General features: G+C 58.6%; 15 protein-coding genes. 7 read left to right on the plus strand and 8 right to left on the minus strand.

Translation table 11 applies throughout. The annotated features are described in order from the left end of the window. Nucleotides 1-6: 6 nt before the first annotated feature. Together AC1AV0_RS07710 and AC1AV0_RS07715 are read left to right on the plus strand one after the other, a co-directional pair. A complete protein-coding gene (locus tag AC1AV0_RS07710; RefSeq protein WP_476572732.1) occupies nt 7-1,539 on the plus strand; it encodes a family 43 glycosylhydrolase in 1,533 nt (510 codons plus the stop codon). 81 nt (nt 1,540-1,620) lie between these two features. After that, entirely contained in the window at nt 1,621-2,580 is a 960-nt protein-coding gene (locus tag AC1AV0_RS07715; RefSeq protein WP_476572734.1) for a nucleoside hydrolase, read from the plus strand. 50 nt (nt 2,581-2,630) lie between these two features. On the opposite strand, the gene AC1AV0_RS07720 is transcribed toward AC1AV0_RS07715, so the two are convergent. Both AC1AV0_RS07720 and AC1AV0_RS07725 read right to left on the minus strand, forming a co-directional pair. Then, a complete protein-coding gene (locus tag AC1AV0_RS07720) occupies nt 2,631-3,533 on the minus strand; it encodes a hemagglutinin (RefSeq protein WP_476572736.1) in 903 nt (300 codons plus the stop codon). 43 nt (nt 3,534-3,576) lie between these two features. Beyond that, nucleotides 3,577-5,115: a DUF4352 domain-containing protein gene (locus AC1AV0_RS07725; protein WP_476572738.1), complete on the minus strand. Its 1,539-nt coding sequence runs from the start codon at nt 5,113-5,115 to the stop codon at nt 3,577-3,579. A 187-nt stretch (nt 5,116-5,302) separates the two neighbouring features. Between AC1AV0_RS07725 and AC1AV0_RS07730 the strand changes: the two genes are divergently transcribed. The 4 genes from AC1AV0_RS07730 to AC1AV0_RS07745 are packed head-to-tail and all read left to right on the plus strand — an operon-like array spanning nt 5,303 to nt 6,846. Continuing rightward, nucleotides 5,303-5,650: a PadR family transcriptional regulator gene (locus AC1AV0_RS07730; RefSeq protein ID WP_476572740.1), complete on the plus strand. Its 348-nt coding sequence runs from the start codon at nt 5,303-5,305 to the stop codon at nt 5,648-5,650. Then, nucleotides 5,647-6,312: a hypothetical protein gene (locus AC1AV0_RS07735; RefSeq protein ID WP_476572742.1), complete on the plus strand. Its 666-nt coding sequence runs from the start codon at nt 5,647-5,649 to the stop codon at nt 6,310-6,312. The genes AC1AV0_RS07730 and AC1AV0_RS07735 overlap by 4 nt, the downstream gene beginning before the upstream one ends. After that, nucleotides 6,305-6,637 carry a hypothetical protein gene (locus tag AC1AV0_RS07740; RefSeq protein WP_476572744.1) on the plus strand — a complete coding sequence of 111 codons (333 nt, stop codon included), beginning with the start codon at nt 6,305-6,307 and terminating at the stop codon, nt 6,635-6,637. The genes AC1AV0_RS07735 and AC1AV0_RS07740 overlap by 8 nt, the downstream gene beginning before the upstream one ends. After that, complete coding sequence (locus AC1AV0_RS07745; protein ID WP_476572746.1) at nt 6,634-6,846, plus strand: hypothetical protein; 213 nt, start codon at nt 6,634-6,636, stop codon at nt 6,844-6,846. Before AC1AV0_RS07740 ends, AC1AV0_RS07745 begins: the two co-directional genes overlap by 4 nt. A gap of 125 nt (nt 6,847-6,971) precedes the next feature. Here the strand turns inward: AC1AV0_RS07745 and AC1AV0_RS07750 are convergent, their stop codons facing one another. The 6 genes from AC1AV0_RS07750 to AC1AV0_RS07775 form a co-directional block, all read right to left on the minus strand. Beyond that, entirely contained in the window at nt 6,972-7,742 is a 771-nt protein-coding gene (locus AC1AV0_RS07750; RefSeq protein ID WP_476572748.1) for an ABC transporter permease subunit, read from the minus strand. Beyond that, complete coding sequence (locus tag AC1AV0_RS07755; protein WP_476572750.1) at nt 7,739-8,635, minus strand: ABC transporter ATP-binding protein; 897 nt, start codon at nt 8,633-8,635, stop codon at nt 7,739-7,741. Before AC1AV0_RS07755 ends, AC1AV0_RS07750 begins: the two co-directional genes overlap by 4 nt. A gap of 1 nt (nt 8,636) precedes the next feature. Further along, nucleotides 8,637-8,837, minus strand: a complete 201-nt coding sequence (locus AC1AV0_RS07760) for a PLDc N-terminal domain-containing protein (protein ID WP_476572752.1) — start codon at nt 8,835-8,837, stop codon at nt 8,637-8,639. Next, a complete protein-coding gene (locus AC1AV0_RS07765; protein ID WP_476572754.1) occupies nt 8,830-9,564 on the minus strand; it encodes a MerR family transcriptional regulator in 735 nt (244 codons plus the stop codon). The genes AC1AV0_RS07760 and AC1AV0_RS07765 overlap by 8 nt, the downstream gene beginning before the upstream one ends. Before the next feature lie 305 nt (nt 9,565-9,869). Beyond that, nucleotides 9,870-14,009 carry a DUF3418 domain-containing protein gene (locus AC1AV0_RS07770; protein WP_476572756.1) on the minus strand — a complete coding sequence of 1,380 codons (4,140 nt, stop codon included), beginning with the start codon at nt 14,007-14,009 and terminating at the stop codon, nt 9,870-9,872. Nucleotides 14,010-14,073: 64 nt separating this feature from the next. Beyond that, nucleotides 14,074-14,736, minus strand: coding sequence for a class I SAM-dependent methyltransferase (locus tag AC1AV0_RS07775; RefSeq protein ID WP_476572758.1), 663 nt, complete (start codon nt 14,734-14,736; stop codon nt 14,074-14,076). A gap of 142 nt (nt 14,737-14,878) precedes the next feature. Here AC1AV0_RS07775 and hflX point away from each other — a divergent pair, with 142 nt between their 5' ends. Then, nucleotides 14,879-16,372, plus strand: a complete 1,494-nt coding sequence (gene hflX / locus AC1AV0_RS07780; protein ID WP_476572760.1) for a GTPase HflX — start codon at nt 14,879-14,881, stop codon at nt 16,370-16,372. The last annotated feature ends 139 nt before the right edge of the window (nt 16,373-16,511 follow it).

A 16,511-nucleotide genomic window follows, 5' to 3' on the forward strand; every position in this document is an offset into this window, starting at 1 on the left:
ACTCAGATGCATGTGTCCCTGACGACTGACCGTACAGGACAAGAGACTCCCCAAGCATTTAATCCGTATCTGCCGTTTGACCGGTATATTCCGGATGCGGAACCGCATGTGTTCGACGGACGGGTGTATGTGTATGGTTCGCATGACCAGGAAGGCGGCGATGCCTTTTGCATGCTTGACTATGAGGTATGGAGCGCGTCGGTTCGGGATCTCACCGACTGGCGGTGCGAAGGCACGATATACCGTGCCGAGCAGGATCCGACATATGGCGTGCACGACCGATACATGTACGCCCCCGATGTGGTGCGTGGCAACGACGGAAGATACTACCTGTATTACGCCATGTCCGGCGGAGACCGTTTTACCGGTCCGATTCACGTGGCGGTATGCGATACGCCTGCGGGACAATACGAATATTGGGGCGAGGTCCGTTGGCCGGACGGCCGCACGTTTGACGACGGCATCACATTCGACCCTGGCGTGATCAACGATGATGGAACGATTCGACTGTACTACGGCTGGTCGCTCGGCTTTGACCCGGCGGTGCATCCGGAACAGGCTGCGCATATGGCATCAATGAGCCATGATCAACTGCTCGGCGTGGAAGCCATGCTATTCGGCAAAACACCCCAGCAATTGGCTACTGCGCCGTATGACATCATGGGAGCGAACACGGTGGCTCTCGCCGATGACATGTTGACGGTGGTGGGTGAGCCGAAACGTATCGTGCCGAGCCAATTTGAGGCTGAAGGGACCACATTCGAGGGACATGCGTTTTTTGAGGCCAGCAGCATACGAAAAATCGACGACACTTACTATTTCATATATTCTTCGCAGCTCAGCCATGAACTCTGCTATGCCACAAGCAGCCGGCCCGACGAGGGGTTCCGTTACGGCGGCACCCTGGTGTCGAACGGCGACATCGGATTGCATGGTCGAAAGGCCGGCGATCGACTTGCCACCACAGGCAATAACCATGGCAGCATCGTTGCATTGAACGGGCGATGGTATGTCTTCTATCATCGCCAAACCCATAAGACCTCGTTCAGCCGTCAAGGGTGCGCCGAGCCCATCACGATCGAATCGGATGGTTCCATCGCCCAAGTGGAGATGACGAGCTGCGGTTTGAACGGCGGCCCGTTGATCGCGCAAGGCACGTATTCAGCGGCTTTGTGCTGCAATCTCACCAATGGGCATATGCCGCATCAGGAAACCGAGCCCATAGGCACAGCGTTGCCGCATATCAATCATGACGGTCATGATCATATCGTGAGCGAGGTCGACGATAACACGCTGATGGGCTTCAAATACTTCGTGTTCGATGGGGCGACCACATTGACCCTTGCCGTTCGGGGCACTGGAGCGGGAGTGTTCCATATCTATGCCGACGACGATCTTCTGGCGGATATCGATCTGCGGCCCTCGGTGGAATGGAACGATGTGAGTGCGGCCATTGCCGTACAAGGCACCCATGCACTCAATATCGTCTATCGGGGCACAGGTCTGCTCGATATCAAGGAGCTGCGTTTCGATTCGTGAACATGTGATGCCACCTGATTGTTGCCTGCCCTGCAGGCAGCATCTGTAATCCATACCATCTATCCGAAAGGAATAATAACAATGATTCATGCCTACAGTGTGCGCGACGATAAACGCAAACGCATCATCATCGACACGGACGCGGGATGCGAGGCCGATGATCCGTTCGCCATCGCCCAGGCTCTGCTCACCCCGCAGTTCATCGTCAAAGCCGTGTGCGCGGAGCATTATGCGGCTATCACCGAAGCCGGGTGCTCAGAGCTTCATGCCTCTTCCGACAGTATGGAGCACAGCTACAGGATCGCCAAGAAGGTCGTGAACCTGTCGGGCCTTGACGTACCCGTGTTTCGTGGACAGCCGAGAGCGTTGAACAATGTCGATCCGTTGAACGACGAGGATTTGTCGCCCGCGGCGCGGGCCATCATTGACGAAGCGTTGTCGGATGATCCGCATCCCCTGTTCCTGCTCTGCCTTGGCGCCATCAGCAATGTCGCCGCGGCGCTACTGGCGTGTCCGCAGATCGCGCATCGGATGACGATCATCTGGATCGGTACGCAGACCATCGATCCGCAGGAAACGGCCGGACGCGAATTCAACGCCTCGAACGACGTCGTCGCCGCGAACATCGTTCTGGAGAGCGGTGCCACCGTATGGTTGGTGCCGTCGCAAGTGTACCGAACCATGGGAGTGGGTTTGGCGGAGCTGTGCGTCAAACTTGAGGGCACGGGACCGCTTGGCGAGTTCCTCCTTGCCAACATGCTCGGCTACAATGCCTCCGACCTGGCGTTCTGGACTGCCGGTGAAAGCTGGGCTCTTGGTGATTCCCCTGCTGTCGGCATCGCCATGCGGCCGGAATGCGGCGAGTTCCATTACGCTCCGGCTCCGTTGATTGCGGCGGACAGCACATCGGTGTTTCGTCCGGACCGGCCTCTGGTGCGTATCTATGACAGTATCGATAGTCGGTTTGTTCTTGAGGATTTCTTCGCGAAAATGCGGCTGAACGCCATTACCGGCACCGATGGTCCCACCGTCGCTCGCTGAGCGATGCGGCCTGTACGTTGCATACGCAACGAGCGGGATCTTACAGGTGACTATTCTCGAGGGTTGCCGAACCAGCTTTCGTAGATGATGGAGAAGTTGCGGTTGCCGTAGCTGGAACAGGAGTCGCCCACGCCGTCGCCCGCCGCCAGCGCGGCCTCGTTCGGCTGATAGGGCGTGTAGATGTACAGCAATGCGGTGGCCTTGTTCTGGATATACACGTTCGAGCCGCCGCATGAGGCGTCGGGGTGGTACTGCACGTAATTAAGGTCGCCCTCGCGGTAGCCGTACCGGTCGGCATGCGCCACATAGTATTGATAGCGTTTCGCCGCGCCGTACACCTGCAGGAAGAATCCCGCGTACGCCGGGTCGCAGCTCGCGTCGTCCGGACAGCTCAATCCCATCGCCGATTTGAGTTGGAAATCCGATGGGTCGACGGCCGTGACCAGGTGTTGCTCCTTCTGTAATACGGTGAGCAGCACTTTCTGGCTGACGTTGCATGCCTGCGCCGACTTGGCGATGATCGCCGCCGCCGACTCTCCTTGTTCACCCGCGTAGTCCTCGCACAGGCCTTCGCCCGACTGGTCGGTGGTGTCGAAGGTCATGGAGGCGATCGCTCCGCCCTGCTCGTCGAGGAACGATTGCACCTGCGCCTGGCTCATGGCATTGCCGTTGAAGAACTGCCCGTCCGAGATGATATTGCCCGGATCGAAGCCATACTCCCGCTCCAACACCAGCTGTGCCTGCTCCGCGTCGCGGACCTCGCCGCGCCATTGGACGAACCGCACCAATCCCATGACCAGCGCCATCACACAGATGATCGCCACCATAAGCGTAAGCAGCATCCCGACACGTTGTATGGCTCCCGCTTTCCTCCACATGCGTGCGAGCGACACCGGGCGGCTCTTGCGTGCGGTCGGGCGTTTGCGTGGGGAAGTGTGTTTCGCAATATTCATCGCATGCCATTGTAACGGTGGCGGCTGGGTGCGGGATGCACCGTCATTCGAGGGTGAACGTGTCCTCCATGACATCGTCGAAGGACGAGTAGGCATCGAATGATACGTCGAAGGAACCGTCGATGTCGGAGGGCGTGTAGCAGACGGTGGTGGTCCGTAGCACGCCGGGCATAGCCATCCGGCGCATCGAATCATCGTCGTATTCTTGCATGGAATCGTCGATATAGCTTTTATCCAACGTGTGGTCGTCCTGCGTGAGGTCGAGCGCGCCGAGATCCGCCAACGAATACGGTCTGTCGGTCTCGTTGATCCAGGTGAGCGTGAGCATCACCGTCTTGTTGCCTTCATAATCCCGCGGTCCTTGCCTCATCGAGTCGAAACGCAGGGAGATGCGGGGATTCCCGTCGTAGTCGACCATCGTGGTCATGCCGTCGCGTTCGGATTCTCCGGCCTGTGGAATCTTCACATCGTCGGCATCGATCGGCGTGAGAGAACCCGACTGTTGGCTTTCGGGGAACGTGTACGCGGCGCGAACCGCATCGTTGACTCCGGATGCGTACACCAGAATCGGAGAGGACGTGTCTTGGGGAATGAACGCCGCCGTCACCGTCCGTGTGGAATCGGCTTCGATATCGGTCAGATCGTCGGCATCGCCGAATCCAAGTCGCCGTGCCTCATCCGTATTGTCGAATCCGAATGACCGATCCACCGCGACACCGTTCTGCAGCACATTAACGTTCGCCATGGCGAGGGGCCAGCTCTCGTCGCTGTGGTTGGTCACCGTGAACGAGACGATCAGCTCGGCCACGCCGTCGGGATTCTCGGTCAATCCGTAGGCCGCCTGATCGATGGTGACGTCGTAGGCATTGCCGTCATAGTCGTGTATCGTGCCGGTCTGGTCCGTGGCGGTGAACGTATCGTCTTCCTGATTGCCGTGTTCGGTCGAATTTCCGATGGAGGCGATTGGACTCTTGAATGATGTCGCGCCCGACGGCATGCGGATCGCGACTGTTGCCACCGCCTGCGCGATGAGCACGATGACGGCGATCACTAGCGCGGTGACCGCCATGCCGCGTCCCGGCCTTCGGGAACGAGAGCCGGTTCGGGATATGGCGATGATGGCCAGCGCCACGGCCACGGCGGACAGCACCATGGAAACGGTCTCGCCGAAGTTGACCGCCGCGATGATGGCGATGGTCAGAGCGGAGGTGGCGAATCCGGAGTGTTTGAGCTTCGCGGGTCGGGCGTTGGCGTCGTATGTCTGATCGTGCGACGCAGGCTGTGCTGTGGTGATGGGAGCGGCCTGTTTCTTGGACTGCCGTGGTCTGCGATTCGAGAGTCTGACCGGATTCGTCGTCCGACGGATGGGCGTCGGTATGCCGCGCGTCTCTTCCGTCGGATGGGGGAGAATCGTGTTCGCATCTCGCTGCTGCCGGATTCCGGTGATATGCCCGCGCTGATCGTGGGCTGCGTCAACCTGCTGGTTGATGCGTGACGCTTCGATGTCCGGATTGACGTAGTCCGGGGTGTCGTCGGTGTCGAACGGCGATACGTAATCGTCGTGTCTGTTGAACAATCCCATGCCACAACCTCTTCGTCCGCGGTTGACCACATTCATTCTACAGACATATGGACCGGGCCCATTCCGCTGTCGTGGGCCATGTTGAACCTCGGCGAAGCGGGTCGAACACGACTCAGTTGTTAGTGTGTGCCATAGTACCTTGACACACATAGTAATTTTGGCCATAATAAGTACGGAGGTGATGCGGATGCCGGAACGGAACATCAACAGCGACCTGATTCGCGGCCACATCGACGCCATCATTCTGAAAATATTGAAAGACGGTGATAACTACGGCTACGAAATCATGAAAGCCGTTTCCCTCAAAAGCGGCAATGAGTATGAGCTCAAAGAGCCGTCGCTCTATACAAGTCTGAAACGACTTGAAAAGCAAGGACGCATCACGAGCTATTGGGGAGATGAGTCGCAAGGGGGACGTCGCAAATACTACCGCATCACCGATAGCGGTATCGCGGCTTACGAACAAGCACTTGAGGAATGGCTCCACGCGCAAAGAGTAATCACCAAACTGCTTCAAGGGGGTAATGACGAATGACCGATCTCAAAGCATATGTCGACGAGTTATTTCGACGCCAACGTTTGACACCCGAAGTGCGGGACCTCAAGGAAGAGATCCTCAGCAATATGATCGCCAAAAGAGACGATCTGATCGCGCAGGGCGTCGACGCGGGCATCGCGGCGGAACAGGCAAAGGAGAGTTTGTCCTCGATCGACTCTCTGATAGACGGCAATCAATTGACGGATATCGGCGGGTACCATGTGGAATGCGTCCAAAACGTATTGCTCAGCTGCATCGTCTTTTGGATTCTGTCTTTGCCGCTGCTCTTTACGCACTATGCCTTAGTCAGCTATGCGGGGCTTGTTCTTACGATTTGTTCCGGGATGTGCTATCTCACGCGACGCAAGCAAGCCTCTGATGATGTGGCGATCCTTTCGACCGTCGCGAGCGGCAGACGCACACGAATTGCTTGGATTGTCTGGGGATTGTTTTTCCTGGTGTATGTCGGCACGATGGTGGCGTTGACGTTCGGGAGTGATATCTGGTTCCATAGACCACTCAATATCGACGGCCCATATCAGGCGGCCAATATCGCCGTTCGCTTTTATCTACCGTTGCTTACCGTTCTTATTCCTATCACGGTAGGCAGCTTCACCAAGCTTTTGCTCAAGCACGCGAAGGGACATGGCGATGAATAGGAAAAACACGATAATCATCAGTCTTCTGGCCATTGCCGTAATTCTGTTTTGCATTATTCAATTCGGCATCATTCCCGCCAATCGTGCGCAGCAGGCGGAATACGCCCACAAGCAAACGGACGCTTTGACGCATGATATAGCGAGCATCGAGGAATACAAAAGCCCTTATGTGGGTGATGCGGACAATATACGTAATCTGTTCCATTCGCTGCCTCTCGACAATGTTCCCATGAAGTTTGAGATCGATTCGGAAACCCGTGCCTTGACCGTTGATTACCTCGATACCGTGTGGATATCGGCGAGGACAAGGTGCGGCGCGACGTGATCTACAATTCCGTCGCGGCAATGGCAGCGATCGATAATCTGTCGGAGATAACCTACAACTTCTCCGGCGAAAGCTACTCCTTCAGCAGAACGCAGATTGAGGAGGTTTTCGGCAAGCCCCTATCAAAGCTTCTCCAACAAACCGCATGGAGCGAAGAAGTCCAAGACAAACTGAAATCACCGGACTTCATCAAGCGGTTTTTCGATTGAATATAAAGATGGTTGTTGTGGGGTAGTGCCCGAAGGCTGATGGTTCTTGTCTGTGGCCGGATAGACATGGTCGTGCCCGACCGCGTCTATCCGGCCACAGATGACTGAAGTCAGGGTTTACACAATTACAGTTGCCTCTTGTTGATGATCGGAATGCTCGCGGCAACGCATGCTATGCACAAGAACGCGGCAACAACAATAGCTTGTGTATATGCGTCTATTCCCTCCGCGTCCGTCAAAAGCGAATTGGCATTCATCAGCACGGTGGGTGAATAAGCCTTTAGTTTCGGTATGATGCTCAACACATATGCCATCAGCACCGTTCCGCCGACGCACAGGATGATGCCTGTGTTGTTCTGCAATAGTGATGAAAACAGGATCATAAGGCATATGGCCCATACGCCGAACAACCACCATAAAGCCGCCGAGAAGAATAGATTGTTCGCGATACCGTTATCCCAAAAATAAGCGTTGTATCCATAGGTGATGGCGAAGCATATTCCATAGCCGACTGTCCAAAGCGACAACAGCAACATGGTTTTCGCAAGCACGACCTTGTATCTTGACAGGCCTTTGGTCAATACGAGCAGCAACGTTCCGGATTTGTATTCTTTGGTGAATATATCGCTGAAGATCAGTACGAAAGCAATAAGCGCCATAGGAATGTTTTTGAAAAACTGCATCCAGGAAGTCATGGCATCCACTTGAATATCCGTGACCACCAACCCGCTCTCCGCCATCGTGTTAGACAGCATTTCCATCATCCACGGCGTCAGCTTCGCGATCGCGGGGTTCATAATGCCGAACATCACAAACAAGAGTGCAAGAATAATGATTTTGCCCGTGCGCACAGCCTCAAGCCATTCTTTTGTTATGAAGGCAAGTAAAGGTGTCATGTTGTCACCTCCAAAAACAGTGACTCAAGCGTTGGCTCTATTCGCTCAATTTTCTGTACGGGTATTCGGTTTTCGGTGATATATCGCATGAGGGCAAAGAAGCAATCCTTATCGCCATGAAACATAAGTGCGTTTTGCCCTGTACGTTGGAGATCGCTGAATACTTGCATAAGCGTGTCGGTATCTTCTTTTTGTTCCGTCTCGACGGTGAATCCGTCAGATGCCCGCTTTCTTCGCAGTTCTGCGATAGTCCCTTGCATGGCGATGTTCCCATCATGCAAAAAGGCGGCTTCGGTGCAGATACGTTCCACATCCGAAAGGATATGCGTGGAAAACAGCACCGTGGTCTGTTCCCTTGCCGCAAGAAGTATATCCAAAATCTCCTTGCGACCTACGGGATCAAGTGCCGATGTCGGCTCGTCGCAGATCAGAAGTTTTGGGCGGTTGAGAAGAGCCTGCGCGATTCCCAACCGCTGCTTCATCCCTCTTGAGAAACCTTTGATGCGGTGGCGTTCCCGCCCAAGACCGACCAGCTTCAACAGTTCCTTGCTCCTCGTCTTAATGTCGGCTTCGCCCATCCCGCAGATGTTTCCGCAAAAAGTCAGATACTCATACGGCGTCATATAGGAATAGAACTCCGGCACATCGGGCAGATAGCCGATGTGTCGGTTGGTGGTGGTTTGTCCGAAACGCACCTTTTCGCCCATAACGTGGATCTCGCCGCAATCCACCTTGAGAAGTCCAAGGATTGCTTTCATCGTCGTTGTTTTTCCGGCGCCGTTTTTCCCGATAAAACCGAAGATGCTGTGTTCGGGCACGGACATATCGATTCCGCAAAGCACTTCTTTACCGCCGAAGTTCTTTCTCAGGTTTTGCATCGACAGCACATCCATATCAATCCTCCTTGCCGAGCAGGAAGTAGAGGATCGGACCGATGAACTCCATGCCGACAATGGCGATAACCAGCCACAAAGTACGATTGCCTCTTCTGTAATTGCTATGGGTCAGGATGTGGTAGAGCGTATATCCCAACAGAGCGAACTGAGCGATCGCCAGCGGGATCAAAAACGGAAGAAATTCCATAACGTTATCCATGTTCTTTTCCTTCCTCTCCATAGGTTTCCACGCAAAAGCCGTTATAGCCACAGCTGGTGCATGTCAGTCTTCTGAGCGTGAGCGTGTGCTTCGCGAAAATAGCCTCTTTTCGTCGAGGTTTGAACACCTCATGGCATTGTGGGCAGATGTAGGCGACTCTTTTGAAATAGAATGTTATGACCCAAATCGCATATGGAATGGCCACCAGGACGTAAAGAGCGAAAAGCCACCATATTCCTGAGGCAATCCAGAAAATGATGGATGTCCACTGGATGATGCCGATGGGAATAGCGGTAATCAGTAGGATGGCGTGTAGCCGTCTCATGTTCTTTTTGTTTTCCATCACATACGCTATATCGCCGATAGATTCGATGGAGAAATCATCCACGCTCTTCAGCTCTCGCTTAATCCCATCGAGCATATCGAGCTTTGCTTGCCTTTCGCGCACTTCCTTACGAAGCAGCTGCTCCTGCTGTTCAAGCAAAACGGAAATGACGCTGCCGGGATCATCCTCGGACAGCAATTCTCCTATGCTGTTGATTGAAATATCGGCGTCGCGAAGGAAGCAGATGATTTTCATGCGTTTCACGTCGTCTTCTGAATACAGACGTCTGCCACCCTCCGTGAGTTCGCTGGGCGTGAGAATACCGCGGGTGTCGTAATACTGCACTGTCCTAACGGATACGCCACAGAGCTTCGCGATTTCTCCAGTCGTGTATTTTGACATAGCTTTCACCTCCTTTCACCCTCATTTAACTTCATTACGCAGCGTCATGAGCAACACGTTACGCAGGGGATTTTTGGAAAAATGGGGAAAACGTTCGATCTCATCCGCTCCGCTTCGTTTTGTCGGTCTTCAGTCGCCCTTCAATGGTTTTGATTCTTTTCCTGAAGACGAAAGCAATTCTGAGCTTGCTCAGAACGTGATTACGACTGCGACAGATCCGAAGAATGACGCAATTGATTTCGGTGTCGGAGGATTCAGAGCTTTCCGTTGGACAACGGCTAGCGAACTTCCATCTTTCCTGATGATCAGGCCAGCAGTTTGCGCAGGCGTTGGATGCTGACGGGCTTGGGGGTGCCGAGTTCCTGGGCCCACAGGGAGACGTAGAACTCCTCGAGCATCCAGCGTGCCTCGTCGGTCTGCTTGGTCAACGCTTCATGACGTGGGCCTGCGGGCTCGCGCTGGGCGCGGGCCACGGCTTTGTCCACAAGCTGTTTGGCCTCGTCGGCCTCCCATGCCCAGCGCACGTCGCGGTTCTTGTCGGTTTTCGCCTTGGTCAGGCGCGCGAGATCAGCCCTCAAATACCGTTCGATATGACGCAGCGAATACGGGGGAGCGGCGCCGATGAAACCGGGGAACACCAACGTGGCGATATGCTCGCGGATCGATTGCAGCACCGAGAGCATCGGCAGATCCGCCTTGCCTGACACCGCCTTGTCGACCTCGGCGTAACGGGTCAGGATCGCGATCACATCATGCGCCACCGCGTACACGGTATCCTCATACACCTGCTGCACGTCGAGCACGGCGTTCGCCAACGCCTCATCGTCGGGCAGCTTGTCCACGTCGGGCAGCAGCCGCTTGACCGCGGCCAACTGCAGATCCTCCACCAGCGCCTTGGTGGACTTGTAGGGGGCGGAGGCGAGCATCAGAGCCTCGCCGCCCAACCAACGAGAGGAGACGCGGTCGGCCGGCAGCCGCAGCGCGTCGAGCGCGCCCTTCCACAGCATCGCGGCACGCGACTCGGTGGTCGCGCCCGCCTTGTGCAGCAGATTCGCCTGCTCGACCAACTTGCCCTGATTGGCCGCCTGGTCGGCCTGACGTTGGACCATCTGACGGGCCGATGCCTCGGCCTGCGCGGCGAACCGCCGTTGCAAGGCGACCAGATCCTTGCCCACGCCCATCACCTTCACCGGTCCGCGCGCGCGTCCCCGGCCGCGCTGGTTGCGGCTGGGCGGCAACGTCTGCTCCACCGAGAACGTCATGCGCAGATACGGGGCGAGCTTGCTCCACAATTCGCCGGTCAGCACCTCCGGATGAATCTGCGCGCCGACCACTTGGATGGCGGCTTGGGTGAATACATGGGCGAAATCAGGCCAACGGGCCGCCCCGCCATCGGCCGGCGCTGGCGGCAGATTCGGTTTCTGCTGCGAGCCGGATCCAGGCAGATCGGGGTAATGCTCGTCGATCCAATCGCGAAGCTTGGCTGCCGTGTCCGGCGCGGGCACGAACTGCACGCGCAACTGCTTGGGCAGGGATTTGATCATCGCGAGCAGCAGCTCATCCAACAGACCCGGCACGTTCCATGTGAACTGCTCCGGCGAGATGCGGGAGAGGACTTTGATCGGCACATGCACGGTCACGCCGTCATGCGGATCATGCGGGTCGTACACGTAGCTCAATCGCAGGTCGATGGCGCGTCCGTCGGAGCCCAACGTGTGCCAATGGTCGGGGTAATCGGCGAGGCTCACCGACTCGCTGTCGGCCAGACGCTCCACCTTCGTCGGGTCGAAATCCAGCAATGTCGGGTGCGCGTCATGCTCGGCCTTCCACCATTTCGCCAAGTCGGCCACGCAGGTCACATCTTGGGGGATCACCGCGTTGTAGAAGTCGAACAGATCCTCGTCGGACGCGGTATCCGCGATCTGACGGGTACGGCTCGCATCCTCCGCCGCGTCCTCAAGCACGTCGCGGTTCTTCGCCACGAACTCGTCATAGCCGAACCGCTGCTGGATGTCGCCTTCGACCAGGCCTTGGCGAATCAGAAAATCGCGCGCCTCCAACGGGTTGATACGGCCCCACTGCACGGTGCGGTCCTGCACGATAGGCAGGCCATAGAGCAGTACTTTGGCCGTGGCGACCGCCGAACCGCGCGAACCCGACCAATGCGGGTCCGCGTACGTGGTGCGGGTGAGTGCGCCGGCCAACGGCTCCGCCCACGCGGGATCGATCGCGGCGGAATACCGCGCCCACAGGCGACTCGTCTCCACCAGTTCCGTGCTCATCACCCAAGCCGGCGTGGACTTGGCCACCGCGGAGGCGGGGAACAGGGCGAAATGCGTGCCGCGCGCGCCCTGATAGTCGTTCTTCGACTGCTTTTGCGCGCGCTTCAATGCGCGGGCTCTTGCCGCACCGGACAAACCGGCGAAATCGGAGGCCTTGGGCTCGCGGATCACCTGCATGCCCATCATGGAGAGCAATCCAGCCAACATCGACTTGTGGATGCCCTCGGCATCCCATGCGCAACACAGTGAATGCGCGGCCTGCTGGTTGATCGGCAGCTGGCGGATCTCCAAGCCCGCACGCGAAGAGGGGAGCGGTTCGCCCACCTTGAACCTCATCTCACGGCACATCTCACGTAGCTGCGTGACCAGATCCTTCCACTGGCGCATGCGCAGCCAGCTCAAATACTCGGTTTTGCAGATCCTGCGCAGCGCGTTGTTGCTCGGCTCGCCGTCCGCCTGGAACACGCGGTCCCAGATATTCAATGCGGTGAGGAAATCGCTGGTCGGATCGGCGTAACGGTTATGGATGCGGTCCGCCTCGTCGCGCGCCTCGTCCGGGCGCTCCCGCGGATCCTGCAGGCTCAGAAATGCCACCACCACAAGCATGGCGGCCAATGTGTTCGGCGACGTGGACTTCGCCGCCTCGATCACCATACGCCCCAATCGCACGTCGATCGGGATGCGCGCCAGCTGGCGGCCGATATGCGTGAGCGTCACCTCGCCGCGTTTGCGGCCGATGGCCTTCAATTCGGTCAGTTCGTTGAAACCGTCGGAAACGGCCTTCATATCCGGCGGGTCGATGAAACCGAAATTCGTCACATCCTCCGCCGTGCGGGCCACTCCCACCGACAGCATATGCAGCACCACCGCGCCCAGCGAGGTGCGCAGGATCTCCGGCTCGGTGAAGCGCGGTCGCGTCTCGTAATCCTCACGCGAATACAGGCGGATGGCGATGCCGTCGGCGATACGACCGCATCGGCCGGAGCGTTGGTCGGCGCTCGCCTGGCTGATCGGCTCGATTGGCAGACGCTGCACCTTCGCCGTCTTCGAATAGCGGGAGATGCGCGCGGTGCCGGGATCGACCACATAGCGGATGCCCGGCACGGTCAGCGACGTCTCCGCCACATTCGTGGCGATGACGATGCGCTGATGCGTATGCGCCTCGAACACGCGATGCTGCTCTTTGGAGGAGAGCCTTGCGAACAGGGGCATGATCTCGATCGCATCCGGGCGGCGCATATCCGCCGCGCGCGGACCGTAATGATGGCGCAGCGCGGCCTCGAACTCGTGGATGTCGCGCTCGCCGGAGGCGAACACGAGGATGTCGCGTGCGCCGCGTTCGTGGCTGGAATGGATGACCAGCTCGGCGCAGGCGCGGGCCACGGCCGTGGGCATGTCGGTGATGCCGTCGTCCTCATAGGATGAATTGGAGCGGCCCGAGCCGCGGCCGGTTGTGGAGTCGTCGGCGATGGCGCTCGCCAGTTCGGCGTAGTCGGCGTCACCGGGCCGCGCGCCCACGGCGAATCCGGGCACTTCGCGCATCAAAGCGGGGGCGGTGCCCAGCGGCTCGTACAGCACCTGCACCGGATAGGTGCGGCCGGACACCTCGATCACCGGCACCTTGGTGTTGAGCGCCTTCTCGAAATGCTCTTGGAATTTCACCGAATCGATGGTGGCGGACGTGATCACGAGCTTCAGATCGCGACGCTGGGGGAGCAGGGCAGTCAGATATCCAAGCAGGAAATCGATGTTGAGAGAACGCTCGTGCGCCTCGTCGATCACGATCGTGTCATATTTCATCAGCTTGGGATCGCGCTGGATCTGCGCGAGCAGAATACCATCGGTCACCACGCGAAGCCGCGTGTTCGGCGATCTTTCGTCGGTGAAACGCACCTGATAGCCGATTTCGTCGCCGAGACGCACGCCCATCTCGCTGGCGATACGTTCGGCCACTGTGCGCGCGGCGATACGGCGTGGCTGCGTGTGCACGATCTGACGGCCATGCGTGCCACGGCCGAGTTCGAGCAGGATCTTCGGCAGCTGCGTGGTTTTGCCGGAACCGGTCTGTCCGGAGACGATCACCACCTGGCTGGAACGCACGGCCTCGGCGATCTCGTCGCGCGCGGCCGACACCGGCAGTTCAGATGGATACTCGTATTTCATATGCTCCGTCCTTGCCATCCGCCGGTGCCGACACCGTGAACAATGGCGTTTTCAGGCGGCTGGACTAGTTGTTACGCAAAACCTCTATGATACGGAAGCCCTTGGAACTGGCGTATTTGCCGACCTCATACCCGTCGCCGAGCGCATCGGCCAGCCAAGGGATCAGCGAATCCGCGCCCAGATTGCGCTGCACCACCAGATAGGCCGCGCCGCCCCGCTTGAGCCACGGCAGCCAGGTCATGAGCAGCGTATGCAACGCCTCCTTGCCGATGCGGATCGGCGGATTCGACCAAATCGCGTCGAAGCGCAGGTCGTCGGGCAGCTGCTCGCATGGCAGCACGTCGGATGCGGGCTGGTCGGACAGCGGCACGCCGTCGGCGTCGGTTTGCGCCACATGCACGTTGTCGCAGCCGTTCGCCTTCGCGTTCGCGGCGGTCAACTCCAACGCGCGTTCGTTCACATCGACCGCCCAGACTTCGGTTTCGGGCGCGTCGAACGCCAACGACAGGGCGATCGGCCCCCATCCGCAGCCCAGATCGAGCAGCGCGCCCTCCCGCGGAGGTTTGGGGGCGTGCCTGAGCAGCACCGAGGTGCCGAGGTCCACTCGGGAGCCGGAGAACACGCCGTTCGACACCTGCACCTGCGCCTCGGTTCCACGCAGCGTGACATGCAAAGTGCGGCGCACATCCCTCGACGCGGGTTCGGCGGCGAAATACTGTTCGGCCATGTTTGATGTCTCCTGTTCCGTGGTTCCGCCGCGCGCCGATTACGCTCAGCGCACGTCATGTCTGCTCACACGATGATAATAAAACCCATAGTTCAACCGTGTATGCGACGATCCGACCCAAGTGAAGCGCCAAGAAGAAGAGGTGGCATTGAGCCCGAAGACCCAAGCTGAGCAGCCTGTGGAACAACATGACGTGCTGGGCGAGCAGTCCGAAGTCCTGCTGGACGGTCATGGAGGCCCCTCCGCGTTCAATGAGGCGGGCGAGCAGGAATGGGAGGAGCGCGAGTCGCGCAACGCCCTCAAACATGTGACCGGCATGGGCGAGCTGCAGGACGTCACCGAAGTCGAATACCGCAAGGTGCGACTTGAACGCGTGGTGTTGGTCGGTGTGTGGTCGTCGGCGAACAGCACCGCCGCCAAGGCGGAGGAATCCCTGCGCGAGCTGGCCGCGCTCGCCGAAACCGCGGGCGCGGTGGTGTGCGACGGCCTGCTGCAGCACCGCTATCGTCCGGATGCCGCCACCTATGTGGGCTCCGGCAAGGCCAAGGAGATCGCCGACATCGTGGCGCGCGAGGAGGCCGACACCATCATCGTCGATGACGATCTGCCGCCCTCGCAGCGCCGTGCGTTGGAGGACGCCACCAAAGTGAAGGTGGTGGACCGCACCGCCGTGATCCTCGACATCTTCGCGCAGCACGCCACCAGCCGTGAGGGCAAGGCGCAGGTGGAGCTCGCCCAGCTGCAGTACATGCTGCCGCGACTGCGTGGCTGGGGCGCGTCGCTGTCCCGTCAGGCCGGCGGTCGCGCGGCGGGCGCGGACGGCGGCATCGGCTCGCGCGGCCCCGGCGAGACGAAAATCGAAATGGACCGTCGCGTGATTCGCACACGTATCGCGCGCCTGCGCCAGCAGATTCGTCAGATGGCGCCCGCTCGCGAAGTCAAACGCGGCTCGCGTCGGCGTTTCGGCCTGCCCACCATCGCCGTGGTGGGGTATACGAACGCGGGCAAATCCTCGTTGACCAACAGGCTCACCGGATCGGCGGAACTGGTGGAGAACGCCTTGTTCGCGACTCTTGACACCGCAGTGCGTCGGGCCAAAGCCAAGGACGGGCGGTTGTATGCCTATGTGGACACGGTCGGCTTCGTGCGCCGTCTCCCCACCCAGCTGGTCGAGGCGTTCAAATCGACGTTGGAGGAAGTGGCTCAGGCCGACGTGATCCTGCATGTGGTCGACGGCTCCCATCCCGACCCGTTCTCGCAGATCGATGCGGTGAATGACGTGCTCGCCGACATCGACGGCGCGGCGGATATTCCAAGACTGCTGGTGTTCAACAAAATCGATCTGATCGACGATGCCGCCCGTGAGCGTCTGGCGAATCTCGAGCCGGAAGCCCACCTGGTGTCCGCGTATAGCGGGGAGGGGATCGATTCGCTTCGCGAGGCGGTCGAAGCGATGCTGCCGGTGCCGAACGTGCATGTGAGTGCCCTGCTGCCGTATACGGCGGGCGCGTTGCTCTCCCGTGTGCGCGAATACGGCAATCTCGTGAGCGTCGACTACCGCGACGACGGCGTGATGCTCGAGGCGGATGTCGACAGTCATCTTGCCGCGCAAATCGTGGACCAGGCTATCGACTGAAAGGGCGAGGAGCGGAACGCTGCGCGGTGTGAGCCTTGTCACGTTGGCCCTGAACGGATTGTTAGCGGTAACAGTCAAGTGATTTCAGCCATTATCGGCGTGGCATGACAGGCGATAACGTCATAGAGTGGGCGTAGAG

This window comes from Bifidobacterium sp. LH_558 (assembly GCF_056356295.1).